Annotated in this window: 12 protein-coding genes; 5 read left to right on the top strand and 7 right to left on the bottom strand. The window is 61.5% G+C overall.

Annotation, left to right across the window (positions count from 1 at the left end; all coding sequences use genetic code 11):
* The first annotated feature begins 305 nt into the window (after positions 1–305).
* Complete coding sequence (locus AC58X1_RS20180; protein ID WP_101321787.1) at positions 306–1,199, top strand: formate/nitrite transporter family protein; 894 nt, start codon at positions 306–308, stop codon at positions 1,197–1,199.
* A 3-nt stretch (positions 1,200–1,202) separates the two neighbouring features.
* On the opposite strand, the gene AC58X1_RS20175 is transcribed toward AC58X1_RS20180, so the two are convergent.
* Entirely contained in the window at positions 1,203–2,297 is a 1,095-nt protein-coding gene (locus AC58X1_RS20175; RefSeq protein ID WP_150571547.1) for an MBL fold metallo-hydrolase, read from the bottom strand.
* Positions 2,298–2,422: 125 nt separating this feature from the next.
* Between AC58X1_RS20175 and AC58X1_RS20170 the strand changes: the two genes are divergently transcribed.
* Positions 2,423–3,499 (top strand): diguanylate cyclase, encoded by a 1,077-nt coding sequence (locus AC58X1_RS20170; RefSeq protein WP_150573607.1) that lies wholly within the window; start codon positions 2,423–2,425, stop codon positions 3,497–3,499.
* A 12-nt stretch (positions 3,500–3,511) separates the two neighbouring features.
* On the opposite strand, the gene AC58X1_RS20165 is transcribed toward AC58X1_RS20170, so the two are convergent.
* The gene (locus AC58X1_RS20165; protein WP_497429360.1) at positions 3,512–3,832 is read right to left on the bottom strand and encodes a DUF2025 family protein; all 321 of its coding nucleotides are present in this window, start codon (positions 3,830–3,832) and stop codon (positions 3,512–3,514) included.
* Positions 3,833–4,017: 185 nt separating this feature from the next.
* Between AC58X1_RS20165 and AC58X1_RS20160 the strand changes: the two genes are divergently transcribed.
* The gene (locus tag AC58X1_RS20160) at positions 4,018–5,235 is read left to right on the top strand and encodes a GAF domain-containing sensor histidine kinase (protein ID WP_150571549.1); all 1,218 of its coding nucleotides are present in this window, start codon (positions 4,018–4,020) and stop codon (positions 5,233–5,235) included.
* A gap of 89 nt (positions 5,236–5,324) precedes the next feature.
* Here AC58X1_RS20160 and ccoM read toward each other — a convergent pair whose 3' ends face one another.
* The 4 genes from ccoM to AC58X1_RS20140 form a co-directional block, all read right to left on the bottom strand.
* The gene (gene ccoM, locus AC58X1_RS20155; RefSeq protein WP_275967712.1) at positions 5,325–5,441 is read right to left on the bottom strand and encodes a cytochrome c oxidase subunit CcoM; all 117 of its coding nucleotides are present in this window, start codon (positions 5,439–5,441) and stop codon (positions 5,325–5,327) included.
* A gap of 136 nt (positions 5,442–5,577) precedes the next feature.
* Positions 5,578–5,739 carry a hypothetical protein gene (locus AC58X1_RS20150; protein ID WP_178080789.1) on the bottom strand — a complete coding sequence of 54 codons (162 nt, stop codon included), beginning with the start codon at positions 5,737–5,739 and terminating at the stop codon, positions 5,578–5,580.
* A gap of 61 nt (positions 5,740–5,800) precedes the next feature.
* Entirely contained in the window at positions 5,801–6,127 is a 327-nt protein-coding gene (locus AC58X1_RS20145; RefSeq protein ID WP_101321792.1) for an aspartate-semialdehyde dehydrogenase, read from the bottom strand.
* Positions 6,128–6,216: 89 nt separating this feature from the next.
* Positions 6,217–6,912, bottom strand: coding sequence for a M949_RS01915 family surface polysaccharide biosynthesis protein (locus AC58X1_RS20140; protein WP_101321793.1), 696 nt, complete (start codon positions 6,910–6,912; stop codon positions 6,217–6,219).
* 122 nt (positions 6,913–7,034) lie between these two features.
* Here AC58X1_RS20140 and rapA point away from each other — a divergent pair, with 122 nt between their 5' ends.
* On the top strand, positions 7,035–9,881 hold the full coding sequence (rapA, locus tag AC58X1_RS20135; protein ID WP_101321794.1) for an RNA polymerase-associated protein RapA: 2,847 nt from the start codon (positions 7,035–7,037) through the stop codon (positions 9,879–9,881).
* Positions 9,882–10,080: 199 nt separating this feature from the next.
* Positions 10,081–12,345: a putative bifunctional diguanylate cyclase/phosphodiesterase gene (locus AC58X1_RS20130; RefSeq protein ID WP_447732713.1), complete on the top strand. Its 2,265-nt coding sequence runs from the start codon at positions 10,081–10,083 to the stop codon at positions 12,343–12,345.
* Here AC58X1_RS20130 and AC58X1_RS20125 read toward each other — a convergent pair.
* Positions 12,245–13,132 carry an NAD(P)-dependent oxidoreductase gene (locus AC58X1_RS20125; protein ID WP_220632447.1) on the bottom strand — a complete coding sequence of 296 codons (888 nt, stop codon included), beginning with the start codon at positions 13,130–13,132 and terminating at the stop codon, positions 12,245–12,247. The two genes, AC58X1_RS20130 and AC58X1_RS20125, sit on opposite strands and share 101 nt — an antisense overlap.
* Positions 13,133–13,150 lie beyond the last annotated feature (18 nt).

Below are 13,150 nucleotides of genomic sequence, written 5' to 3'. Positions count from 1 at the left end.
CGAAGTATTTTGCGAGAAACTCGTTCAACTTCAAACACTTGACTCGCTTGCGATCTCTCGTAGCGGGAGGCGAATTCTACAGCGTTACAACCTGCTGTCAACTGCCTTTTTGCTACTAACAACCTCAAGCGTTTAACACTTGCCTCGCTGCGACTGCATCGCTGCGAGGTGGCGAATAATACGCGATCTGAATTTGGAGTCAACACCTTGATCTGAAAAAACTTTCGCGCTGATAACGGCCTTCCCGGCAACTAAACGGCAGCGCAATTGATCTGTAGAGAAACACCCTGAGGAGCACAGCGGTAATGAGCGATGCGCACAGCGACAAAACCCCTGGCCTGTCGGCGGATGAAGAACAGGAAATCAGCCATAACCAACCGCCCCGGGCCGCGGTGCTGCACGAGATCATCCGCGCCCAAGGCGACCAGGAGCTGGAGCGAACCCTCGCCGCGCTGTGGTGGTCGGCACTTGCCGCCGGCCTGAGCATGGGCCTGTCGTTGATGGCTATGGGCTTGTTCTATGCCCGCCTGCCAGAGGGTGACAGTGCACAGGTCATCGCCAGCCTTGGCTACTGCGCCGGGTTTCTCGCTGTGATCCTGGCGCGCCAGCAATTGTTTACCGAAAACACGCTCACTGCCGTGCTGCCAGTGATGACTACCCCGACCCTGGGCAACCTCGGCCGCTTGTTGCGTTTATGGAGCGTGGTGCTGCTGGGCAATATGGCCGGCACGCTGCTGGTGTCCTGGGTCATGCTCGAGCTGCCGATTTTCGACAGCAAGGCAGACGTGGCATTCCTGGAGATAGGCCGCAAGGTCATGCAAAACGACATCAGCCAGATGTTTGCCAAAGGCATCATATCGGGCTGGATGATCGCAACCATGGTCTGGATGATCCCGGCAATGGAGAACGCCAAGATCTGGATCATCCTGCTGATCACCTACATGATGGCCCTCGGCGACTTCACCCATATCGTGGTGGGCTCGGTCGAGGTTTCCTACCTGGTCTGGGCTGGCGATGAAACCTGGCAGGCTTTTGTGTTCGAGTTTGCCCTGCCTACCTTGGCCGGCAACATCATCGGTGGCAGCTTCATCTTTGCCTTGATCAGCCACGCCCAGGTGCGCAGCGACAGCGGCAAGCCACCGTCCAAGCTATTAAAGGAAGCCAACCAAAATAACGATCGCCAAGAGCCGCGTCTTTAATAGCTAACGCGAGACAACTGAACTGGGTTGCGCCCTGCCCTGCTGACGCAGGGGGCGCGGTTGCCACCAGTTCTGCCCAGCGTGGGGTGAGTCGAGGCTGACACGCTCGCCCATCTGCGGCGTGCTCAGCTTGACGTGAGCAGCGCCGGCCAGCGCGAGAATACGTTCGAACGGCTCCTGCCAGGTATGGGTAGACAAATCAAAGGTGCCATTGTGGATAGGCAGCATCCAACGCCCACGCAGATCCAGGTGCGCTTGCAAGCTTTGCTCGGGCTGCATGTGCACGCTGGGCCAGGCCAGGTTGTAGGCGCCGGTTTCAATCAGCGTGAGGTCGAACGGACCGTAGCGCTCGCCTATCTGACGAAAGCCATCGAAGTAACCGGTATCGCCACTGAAAAACAGCCGCAGCCCGTCATCGATGATCACCCAGGACGCCCACAACGTCTGATTGCTGTCGAACAGACCGCGCCCGGAGAAGTGCTGCGCAGGTGTGGCGGCGAAGCGCACGCCCGCCACCTCGGCCTCCTGCCACCAATCGAGTTGGCGCACCTTGCCAGCTGGCACTCCCCACCCGATCAGGCGGTCACCAACTCCTAGCGGCACCAGGAAAACATCCGTGCGCGGCGCCAACTGGCGAATGGCATGCTCGTCGAGGTGATCGAAGTGATCATGGGACAGGATCACGGCTGCCAACGGCGGAATCTCGTTGGTCGCCAACGGCGAAGGGTGAAAGCGCTGCGGCCCGGCCCACTGCACCGGCGAGGCGCGCTCGGCAAACACCGGGTCGGTGAGGAAAAAGCGCCCACGCAGCTTGAGCAGTATCGTCGAGTGCCCCAGCCGCCACAGACTGTGGTCTGGCGAATCAAGCAACTGCTGCCGGCTCATCGGCTGCAAGGTAATAGCCGTCGCTGGCCGCGTTTGCGGTGGTTTGCGCAAGAACAGGTATTTGAGACCAATGCGCAGTTTTTTCAGCATGCCGTCCTGTGGCAGGGCCGCATGGTTATGAAAGCGCCCATCCTGATAACGCGCCGGTTCACCGGCGGGGGAGTCCGTGGGCAGCATGAACAGGAGCACTCCGTAGAGAAACAAGGCCTTCATATTACCCCACAGCGTTGGATCAACCGTGAATTGGCTTGTAAGGTCATTTTTCGCTGCGGTGAGTCTGTTGAACAATATTCACGCAATTTATGCGATAAACGGCGCCCCACGGAAGAACCACGATCATGATCGACAACAGAAGCGGCAAGGGACTCTCATTCGTCAGGCGCATCTACCTGCCCAGGATTCTCGGCATGGGCATCGGCCTGTTCAGCGTGATGGCCGCCATGGCACCGCTGCATCCTCCCGGCTGGATCTGGGCGTTGATGCTGGTTAATGGCTTGCTGTGGCCACACGTTGCTTATCTATGGGCCAAGCATTCCACTGCGCCCTACCGCGCCGAACAACGTAACCTGCTGCTGGACTCACTGATGGGCGGCTTCTGGGTGGCGGCCATGCACTTCAATCCTCTGCCCACGGTGACCATCCTGTCGATGATGACCATGAACAATGTTGCCGCCGGCGGCAAATCCCTGCTGGCGCGCGGGCTGCTCGGGCAATTAGCCGGGATGCTGCTCGCCAGCGCGATGCTGGGCAGCGGCCTGCAGTTGCAGACCAGCGCCCTGCAGGTCTGGGCATGCCTGCCAATGCTGGCCCTGTATCCCGTAGCACTTGGATGGGTGTGTTATCGCCTGGCGATCAACCTGGCCGACCATAAACGTCAGCTCAGCGCACTGAGCCGTACCGACAGCCTGACTGGTTTGCTCAATCACGGTTCATGGAAGGACCTGCTCCTGCTCAAGTTCCAGATCAGCCGCCAACAGCGCCTGCCGGCAATGATCGCCCTGATCGACATCGACCATTTCAAGGCCATCAATGACACTTATGGTCACGTCGTCGGCGACTGCGTGCTGCGCCACTTGAGCCAGGAACTGCAGCGCAGCCTTGGCCCGGATGATCAGGCCGGGCGCTACGGTGGCGACGAGTTCTGCGTGATATTCCCAGGGGCTGACCAAGCCCGGGCTGGGCTGGCGATGGAAGCGCTGCGTGAGCGGGTCAATGCCTACCGCAACCCGCAACTACCCATGTTACGGATCAGTCTGAGCATTGGTCTGGCAGCCTATGATGAGCTTTTGAAGTCGCCGGAGCACTGGCTGGAACACGCCGACAAAGCACTCTATGCCGCCAAACATCAGGGCCGCGACCAGGTCAGCTTCAATCATGGGCCTGCTGCCCCGCTCAGGCTGGCATACCCAGACTGAGCGGGGCCACATTCAACGCAGACGGCGCTCGGCAACGATCTCCGGCAGATCGCTGCGCTGCAGATAGATGCGCAACGGCTCGGCGATATTCAGGCGGTCGTCCACATGCTGGCCGAGCAGCAGGGCCAGGCGCTCACGGCACAACGCCATGCGCTGCCCGGACTCGGCCCGCCAGACGAATTCGCTACACGGTGTAATGGTGTCGTCCGCTACATCCATGCCAAACGCATCTTCGGAAAAGCGCACGATATGACTGCCGCGCTTGGCGTGATAACCGACAAAGCCATTGAGCTGGTCGGCGGCGCTGCAGATGTCTTGAGAAGTAATGGCCATGGCGTACCTCGCTAGTTAAGAGAGTGACGCACGCAAAGCCTGCGGCGGCCTCTGGCGGGCCACGCGCAGCTTTCAGCCTAGCGCAACTGGCCAGCGCTTCGCCAAGCTTTTTGATCTGCTCCTGGCAAGCCCGCTAGAATACCCGGCAAATCATTGATGTGGCCCAAGGGGCCGTGGAACCCTGCATGAACAACGCGGTAAGTTCCGACATCGCCACTATTGGTCGCATCAGTGCCGTGCCGGCGATTCTTCAGGTTATCTGCCAGAGCACCGGTATGCGCTTTGCTGCAGTGGCGCGGGTCACCGAGCACAGCTGGACCGCCTGTGCGGTGCTGGACGGCCTCGGGTTCGGCATGGATGTAGGCGGCGAGCTGGACATCGCCACTACCTTTTGCAATGTAATCCGCAGCTCACATCAGGCGATCGTGATCGACAAGGCCAGTGAAGACCAGCTCTACTGCCAGCACCCCACCCCCAAGCAATACAAGTTCGAGAGTTACATCTCTGTGCCGGTGTACCGGCAGGACGGCAGTTTCTTCGGCACCATCTGCGCGCTTGATCCCGAGCCGTTTGCGCTGAAAAACAGCGCAGTACAGCCAATGGTCGAGGGCTTTGCCCGCCTGCTGTCGGTGCAGATAGAACATGAAGAACAGGCGCAGCGTACCGAACACGCCCTGCAGCAGGAGCGAGCGATGGCAGAGGTGCGCGAGCAGTTCATTGCCGTGCTGGGCCACGACCTGCGCAACCCGCTGTTTGCCATCACCGCCGGCGCAGAGCTGCTGGTGCAGCGCCTGACCGAGCAAAAACACCAGGCACTGGCCAAGCACATCCTCACCTGCGGTCAACGGGCGAGCAATCTTGTGCGTGATGTGCTGGACTTCGCCCGCGGCCGCCTGGGCAGCGGTATCGCCCTTGCGCAGCAACCGTGCCATGACCTGGCCGAGGTACTGCGGCACGTTGCCTCGGAACTGCAACGCGTCCATCCACAGCGCCAATTGCAGCTGCAACTGGGCGAGATCGACGGTTTGTATTGTGACCCTGAGCGGATTGCCCAGTTGTTATCCAACCTGATCGCCAACGCCCTGGTGCATGGTGACCCGCAGGGTGTGGTGACGGTTGGTGCAAACATTCATGACGGCCACTTCCTGCTGAGCGTACATAACCTGGGCGAACCGATCCCCGCGCAGACCCTCGCTCAGCTGTTTCAGCCCTTTACCCGAACACGCGCCACAGCCCATCAACAAGGCCTGGGCCTCGGCCTGTATATTGCCAACCAGATCGCCCTTGCCCACGGCGGGCACATGCAAGTGGCATCAAGCCTTGCGGGCGGAACTGTGTTCAGCTTTCACCTGGCCGTTGATCGGCTTGAGACGGCTGTTCAAGCACTGTTGCCGGAACAGTAAGCCGCGCTGCGCCAGCAAGAAAATCCAGACAAAAAAATGGGCGACCGAAGTCGCCCTAAATGCCTTGCGTGCTCATGAATCGGGAAGGATCAGCGCTGTTTGCGCTTGTGCGAATCCTTCCAGATGAAAATGCCCAGACCGGCGAAGAAGACCAGCATCAATCCGACCGTCACAACACCTGCGATAACCACATTGTCGAAGAACATGTCGGCGCTCCCTGTTTATCTGCCGTCGTCCGATGGATGTAAGGTAGCGAATAGGAGCAGGGAGGAAATTGACCGGGGTCAATAGTGCCCGGGACCGGGCACTGGAGGCGGGCGCAGGGTTGACCTGCGTCAAGTTTCAGCGCTTTTTGGGTTTGTTCTTGGGCTTTTTCTTTTTGCCAGCGGTCAGCGGCATGGCTTGCTCGAAGGCCTGGCGCATTTCATCAAGGCGCTTGTCCTTGAGATCATGGATACGTTTGGCGCGCTCGGCACCGAAGTCGATCAGGTTGTCGTCACTCATGGGCGGGCCCGGGCTGTCAGCAGATAAGTGCATGATGCCGCCAGGCGCCGATGTTGGCCAGTCAGACTTCGATATCGACCAGCAGACCCTGGCGCGGGCGTTCGCCCAGGGGCGCTACAGGCACGGTGTTGTCGGCATTGAGTTCCTCACCGGCGAGTGCCTCGTAACGCTCGTCATCCTCATCGTGGCGGCGCTGATGCTGGCGGCGCTGCTCTTCACGCAGGAGCAAGGCCTGCTCGTTGGGGTCGCGCTGCTGCTTGAGGTTGATCGAGCTATCGTCGGGAGCTGGCTGCGCAGGGACAACCGGGCGGATGTCCGGTGTCTGTTTGACCGGGTCGTGCTGGGTGGTCACGGGCATGGCACTGAGTGGAATGATCGGCGGCAGCATTGAGGTTCTCCTGTCACTACTGTATCGGCCGGTGTGAACCGGCCTTGAGTGCCTCACTACGGGAAGCGAGCGCCACCAGCCAGGCTTGCTTAATCGGGTAGATCGTCATCTGCATCATCCGGCTCGGGGCTGACTTCGCTCCACGGCCGTTTGTAGACCTTCTGCCACACCGCATCCAGATGATCACGCAGGACCTGCGCGGCATTCTTCAGTGAAGCGCTATCAACCCGCTCACCGCCGATAGGTTGTTCTCCTGCCGGGCTGATCAAGGACTGACCCGTGATGCTGTAGACCGAAGCACCTTCACGCAGTTCGATTGCAATGTCGTGCGGGTCAATACCACCGCCGCAGAATGCGTGGCTGGCCACTGTCACTTCAGCGACACCGTCGCCATTCAGATCGCTGACGTCACTGACATCGGTATAGAAGTCGACATCCAGGTCCAGCCCCGGGCAGGTGGTCTCTTGCTCGATCTGCCAGCGCGGCTTGAACGCTTCGCTGCCGGCAGTGCGCCCGTACAGGGTGGCTTTGAGCACCACCTTGTCGACTTCCTGCTCGCTCTCGGGGTCACTGGCCTGGCCATCGGTACGGCTCAACACCAACAGCCCCTCGCCGTCGCGGTCGCGAAAATGCACGCTCTTGATCGGTGTACGCACACCCAGCACCTCGAGCTGCTCGGCGGCGATCGGCGCCAAGGACTGGAAATTGTTCTGCTCGCAACCGGCCATCAGCAGCAAGCTGCCCAGGCCCATGGAAGCGGTCAACCAACGGTACTTGGCAGGCATTGGGCTGGGTATCCTCGTCGCTGCGGGTGGGCGTCGATGAAACGGCTAGTCTGTTAACTCTTTGGTCTGCCCGGTCTATCCGTTAACATAGCCGGCTTTTCATCGGCGGGAGTTCAGGCAGTATGGCGCAGCAGTATCAACCGGGGCAACGCTGGATCAGCGACAGCGAAGCCGAGCTCGGCCTGGGTACCATCCTGGCACAGGATGGCCGCTTGCTGACCGTGCTGTACCCGGCCACTGGCGACACCCGTCAATATTCCCTGCGCAATGCGCCGCTGACCCGCGTGCGCTTCTCGCCGGGCGACCAGATCACTCATTTCGAAGGCTGGAAGCTGACCGTGCGCGAGGTCGATGACGTCGACGGCTTGATGGTCTACCACGGCCTCGACGCACAGAACCAGCCGCGCACCCTGCCGGAAACCCAGCTGTCCAACTTCATCCAGTTCCGCCTGGCCAGCGACCGCCTGTTCGCCGGGCAGATCGACCAGCTGGCGTGGTTCTCGCTGCGTTACAACACCCTGCAGCACAACAGCAAACAGATGCTGTCGAGCCTGTGGGGGCTGGGCGGCTGCCGCGCGCAACCGATCGCGCACCAGCTGCATATCGCCCGTGAGGTCGCTGACCGGATCGCCCCGCGCGTTCTGCTGGCCGATGAAGTAGGCCTGGGCAAGACCATCGAAGCAGGCCTGGTGATTCACCGCCAACTGCTCACCGGCCGCGCCAACCGGGTGCTGATCCTCGTTCCAGAAAATCTCCAGCACCAGTGGCTGGTAGAGATGCGCCGGCGCTTCAACCTGCAGGTAGCGCTGTTCGACGCCGAACGTTTCATTGAAAGCGATGCCAGCAACCCATTCGAAGACGCCCAGCTGGCGTTGGTCGCGCTGGAGTGGCTGGTCGAAGACGAGAAGGCTCAGGACGCGCTGTTCGCCGCCGGCTGGGACCTGATGGTGGTCGATGAAGCGCATCACCTGGTCTGGCACGAAGAAAACGCCAGCGCGGAATATTCCCTGGTCGAGCAACTTGCCGAGGTCATCCCTGGCGTGCTGCTGCTGACCGCGACCCCCGAGCAACTTGGCCAGGACAGCCACTTCGCGCGCCTGCGTCTGCTCGACCCGCATCGCTTCCACGACCTGGCAGCCTTCCGCGCCGAGAGCGAGAACTACCGCCCGGTCGCCGAAGCAGTGCAGGAGCTGCTCGAACAAGGCCGCCTGTCGCCCAAGGCCCACGCCACTATCCACGGTTTCCTCGGTGCCGAAGGCGAAGCCTTGTTGACTGCGGTCAACGATGGCGACAGCGAAGCCAGCGCACGCTTGATCCGCGAGCTGCTCGATCGCCACGGTACCGGCCGCGTGCTGTTCCGTAACACCCGTGCTGCCGTGCAAGGCTTCCCCGAGCGTCATCTGCATCCCTACCCGCTGCCTAACCCTGAGCAGTACAGCGCACTGCCGGCTGGCGAGCGCGCCGAGCTGTATCCGGAAGTGGCCTTCCAGGCCCAGGGCCCAGGCGATGACGAGCAACGCTGGTGGCGCTTCGACCCACGGGTCGACTGGCTGATCGACACGCTGAAAATGCTCAAGCGCACCAAGGTCCTGGTGATCTGCGCCCACGCCGAGACCGCGATGGACCTGGAAGACGCCCTGCGCGTGCGCTCCGGCATCCCAACCACGGTATTCCATGAAGGGATGAGCATCCTCGAACGGGATCGCGCGGCAGCCTACTTCGCCGATGAAGAGTTCGGCGCTCAAGTACTGATCTGCTCGGAAATCGGCAGTGAGGGCCGCAACTTCCAGTTCGCTCATCACCTGGTGATGTTCGACCTGCCAGCCCACCCCGACCTGCTCGAGCAGCGCATTGGCCGTCTCGACCGGATCGGCCAGAAGCACACCATCGAGCTGCATATCCCGTACCTGCAGGACAGCCCGCAAGAGCGCCTGTTCCAGTGGTACCACCTGGCACTGAATGCGTTCCTCGCCACTTGCCCGACCGGCAACGCCCTGCAACATCGCCACGGTTCGCGCTTGCTTTCGCTGCTCGGCGATGGCGAAGCCAGCGCCTGGAACACCCTGGTGGACGAAGCCCGCGCTGACCGCGAGCGCCTCGAGTCCGAACTGCACAGCGGCCGCGACCGCTTGCTCGAGCTCAACTCCGGCGGTGCTGGCGAAGGTCAGGCACTGGTCGAGGCGATCTTGGAGCAGGACGACCAGTTCGCCCTGCCTATTTATATGGAAACCCTGTTCGATGCCTTTGGTATCGACAGCGAGGACCATTCGGAAAACGCCCTGATCCTCAAGCCGAGCGAAAAGATGCTCGACGCCAGCTTCCCGTTGGGTGACGACGAAGGCGTGACCATCACCTACGACCGGGCCCAGGCATTGTCGCGCGAAGACATGCAGTTCCTCACCTGGGAACACCCAATGGTACAGGGCGGCATGGACCTGGTGCTGTCCGGGTCGATGGGCAACACCGCCGTAGCGTTGATCAAGAACAAGGCGCTCAAGCCAGGCACCGTCCTGCTCGAACTGCTCTACGTAAGTGAAGTGGTCGCGCCTCGCAGCCTGCAACTTGGCCGCTACCTGCCGACCGCTGCCCTGCGCTGTTTGCTCGATGCCAACGGCAACGACCTCGCCGCACGGGTGGCCTTCGAGACGCTCAACGAGCAGCTCGAAAGCGTGCCGCGGGCCAGCGCCAACAAGTTCATCCAGGCGCAGCGCGATGTATTGGCCCAGCGCATCAGTGGTGCCGAAGCCAAGATCGAGCCGGTGCACGTCGAGCGCGTGGCCGAGGCGCAGCGTCGCCTGGCTGCCGAAGCGGATGAGGAGTTGGCACGCCTGACCGCACTCAAGGCCGTCAACCCGACGGTACGTGACAGCGAAATCGATGCGCTGCGTGCACAGCGTGAGCAGGGCTTGGCCATGCTCGACAAGGCGGCTTTGCGTCTGGAAGCGATTCGGGTGCTGGTCGCGGGCTGAGTAGTCCAAGCACGACTCGCAAGCAGTAAAAACCAGGGCGCCTTACGGCGCCCTTTTTTATTTCCGCCCGCTATCAGCCTGATAACCAAATCGTAGCAACCAAATAGCCATTAATCAGGAAGGGTTAACTACCTTTTCCTATACTGCGTATTCATGAGTCTCCGTCGGGGACGGATGCAGGGCACCACGGAGAGGCGCGATGGAGTGGCTGGGACTGCAATTGTTCGCCGAGCTACCGGCAACCGGACAGATCGTTATCGACTGCCGTCACGAGCCATTGCTGATCATTCTGGCCTATATCGTCGTCAGCGCTGCGGCGTTTGCCACCCTGGATATGGCTGAGCGCCAATGCCACAGCGAGAACGACAACGCTCGCCGGCAATGGCGGATCCTCGGCGCATGCTGCCTGGCAGGCGGTATCTGGGCCTTGCATTTCATCAGCATGCTGGCCTTTCACGCGCCGCTGGAAACCCACTATGACGCCGCGCTGACAGGGTTGTCGTTGCTGCTTGCCCTACTCGCCTCGTGGTTCGCCATGCACAGCCTTGAGCGCCATGTGATGAGCCCGCTTCATTACCTGCAAGCAGCCACATTCATCGGCCTCGGTGTGACCTTGATGCACTACGTCGGCATGGCGGCAATGAAGACCAGCGCCGTGCAGTACTACCAGACCAGCCTGCTGCTGGCCTCGTTGCTGATTGCCATTGTCGCCAGCCTGCTGGCGCTGGTCATGGCGCGTTACTTTCGCAACGGCAGCGGCACCCTGCATCTGGCCATGAAGTACGGCGCCAGCCTGCTGATGGCCGGCGGTATCGTGGCTACCCATTTTACCGGCATGGCGGCCATGACCCTGGTGATCCCGGCAGACGCTGCGCTGAGCCTGCCATCCACTGACAACAGCCTGCAGTTGGGCCTGACCGTTGCCTGCATCACCCTGCTGATCAGCGCCAGCAGCATCAGCGCGGCGCTGGCCGACAAAAAACTGCAAAGCAAGGAGCACGACCTGCGCCGGGTCAGTGTGCTGCTCAGCCAGCTTGACCAGGCCCGGGTGTCGCTGCAGCAGGCCGCGCACTACGATGCACTGACCAACCTGATCAACCGCCGCGGTTTCAACCAGGTGTTTGCCGAACGTCTCGCCGAGCACGCCGCAAATGAAGGCATGCTGGCGGTGATGTTCCTCGACATCGACCACTTCAAGCGGATCAACGACAGCCTCGGCCACGCCGCCGGCGATGATCTGCTCAAGGTCATCGCCGACCACATCAAAGCCGCAACCCGCAGCCAGGATCTGGTGGCGCGGTTTGGCGGCGACGAATTCTGCATCGTCACCAGCCTGCACAGCCGCGACGAGGCCCGTCACCTGGCGCAGCGGATCATGCAGCGGATGAAAGAGCCGATCGACCTGGGCGGACGGCGTATGGTCATGACCACCAGCATCGGCATCAGCATCTATCCGGACGACGGCCGCAATGCCGAAGAATTGCTGAAAAACGCCGACCTGGCGCTTTATCAGTCCAAAGGCTGCGGACGCAACAACCTCAACTTCTTCAATAGCAGTCTGCGTGTTCGCGCGACCCTGGAACTGCAGTTGGAGGAAGAACTGCGGGTTGCCTTGCTCGAAGAACGCGGCCTGTGCGTGCACTACCAACCTATTTTCGACGTACGCAGCGGTCAAGTGGCCAAGCTGGAAGCGCTGGTGCGCTGGCAACACCCGCAGCACGGTCTGCTCGGGCCCGACCGCTTCATCGGCATCGCCGAAGCCAACGGGCTGATCGCCGAGCTGGATCTGTGGGTGCTGCGCCGCGCCTGCGCCGACCTCGCCCGGCTCAATCAGCATGGTTACGCCAGCCTCAAGGTCACGGTCAATTGCTCGGCGCTGACCCTGGCCCGCGAAGAGCTCCCAGATGACGTCGAACAGGCCTTGTTCCAGGCTGGCCTGGCGCCGCGACAACTGGAACTGGAGGTCACCGAAAACGCCCTGATGGGCGACATTCAGCAGGTCATCAACCTGCTCAAGCGGATTCGCGGGCAAGGCGTGGCGCTGTCGATCGATGACTTCGGCACTGGCTATTCGTCGCTGGCTTACCTCAAACGCCTGCCGCTGGACGTACTGAAGATCGATCGTTCATTTATCCAGGAAGTCCCGGTCAGCCAGAAAGACCGTGAGATCGTCCAGGCAATCATCATGATGGCCCACACCCTGCACCTGCAGGTAGTCACCGAAGGCGTCGAAACCGTGGAGCAGCAGCAGTTTCTGGTCAGCCATAGCTGTGATTACCTGCAAGGCTACCTGCTCAGCCGACCGGTGCCGTTGACCGAGCTGTACCCGGTACTGCAGCGCCTCGATCGCCAGCAACCGGCGCTCACGGCAGATGCCGATACAGCTCAACCAGAGTTGCCGGATCTTTTTCCAGGCAGCCCTGGCTACCGTGCAAGCGCATCAGTTGCGCGGCGAGGCCACTGATCGGTGCGGCCGAGCCCTGCTCGTGGGACAGTTTGACGGCGCCATCGAGGTCCTTGAGCAGCGTGCGTACATGCCACTTGACCGGTTCGAACTCGCTCGCTGCCATCTGCGGCGCAAGTATCTGCAGCGGCTTGGAATCGGCAAAGCCACCGGCCAGCGCTTCGGCGATCAAACTGGCATCGACGCCGGAGCGCTCGGCGAGGGCGACCACTTCGGCAATCACCAAGGCATTGCAGGCAACGATCATCTGGTTGCAGGCTTTGGTGACCTGGCCCGCGCCTACCGCGCCCATGTGAGTCACGCGCTGACCGAGCTGCATCAGCACCGGCCGTGCCCGGGCCAGATCCTGCGCTGCGCCGCCAACCATGATCGCCAGGCTACCGGCGGTAGCCCCGGCTGTGCCGCCAGACACTGGCGCATCCAACCAGGCCATGCCACAACGCGCTGCCAGCTCGGCTGCCATTGCCCGCGTCGCACTGGGCTCAAGGCTGGACAGGTCGACCAACAACTGCCCGTGCCGACCGCCTGCGGCCACCCCCTGTTCACCAAAAACCACCTCGCGGACCACGCGGGTGTCCGCCAGGCACAACAGCACCATATCGCTGTACTGGCTCAGCTCTGCAGGGCTCGCCGCCAGCCGGGCGCCGGCAGCGACCAACTCGGCGCACTTGTGCGGGCTGCGGTTCCATACCGTCAATGGATAACCGGCAGCCAACAGGCGACGGCACATCGGCAGGCCCATCAAGCCAATCCCAGCGAAACCCAACGCAGGCAATGCAGTACTCATAGCAACTCCATCAACGGT

The sequence above is a fragment of the Pseudomonas sp. PGPR N4 genome, assembly GCF_059693665.1.
The sequence above is the reverse complement of the archived record's forward strand: the minus strand, read 5'-3'. Positions and strand labels throughout refer to the sequence as shown.

Coding starts and splice junctions, on each gene's coding strand:
- AC58X1_RS20180 (WP_101321787.1), top strand. CDS start 306: ATGAGCGATGCGCACAGCGACAAAACCCCTGGCCTGTCGGCGGATGAA.
- AC58X1_RS20130 (WP_447732713.1), top strand. CDS start 10,081: ATGGAGTGGCTGGGACTGCAATTGTTCGCCGAGCTACCGGCAACCGGA.
- AC58X1_RS20170 (WP_150573607.1), top strand. CDS start 2,423: ATGATCGACAACAGAAGCGGCAAGGGACTCTCATTCGTCAGGCGCATC.
- rapA (WP_101321794.1), top strand. CDS start 7,035: ATGGCGCAGCAGTATCAACCGGGGCAACGCTGGATCAGCGACAGCGAA.
- AC58X1_RS20165 (WP_497429360.1), bottom strand. CDS start 3,832: ATGGCCATTACTTCTCAAGACATCTGCAGCGCCGCCGACCAGCTCAAT.
- AC58X1_RS20125 (WP_220632447.1), bottom strand. CDS start 13,132: ATGAGTACTGCATTGCCTGCGTTGGGTTTCGCTGGGATTGGCTTGATG.
- AC58X1_RS20140 (WP_101321793.1), bottom strand. CDS start 6,912: ATGCCTGCCAAGTACCGTTGGTTGACCGCTTCCATGGGCCTGGGCAGC.
- AC58X1_RS20175 (WP_150571547.1), bottom strand. CDS start 2,297: ATGAAGGCCTTGTTTCTCTACGGAGTGCTCCTGTTCATGCTGCCCACG.
- AC58X1_RS20160 (WP_150571549.1), top strand. CDS start 4,018: ATGAACAACGCGGTAAGTTCCGACATCGCCACTATTGGTCGCATCAGT.
- AC58X1_RS20150 (WP_178080789.1), bottom strand. CDS start 5,739: ATGAGTGACGACAACCTGATCGACTTCGGTGCCGAGCGCGCCAAACGT.
- AC58X1_RS20145 (WP_101321792.1), bottom strand. CDS start 6,127: ATGCTGCCGCCGATCATTCCACTCAGTGCCATGCCCGTGACCACCCAG.
- ccoM (WP_275967712.1), bottom strand. CDS start 5,441: ATGTTCTTCGACAATGTGGTTATCGCAGGTGTTGTGACGGTCGGATTG.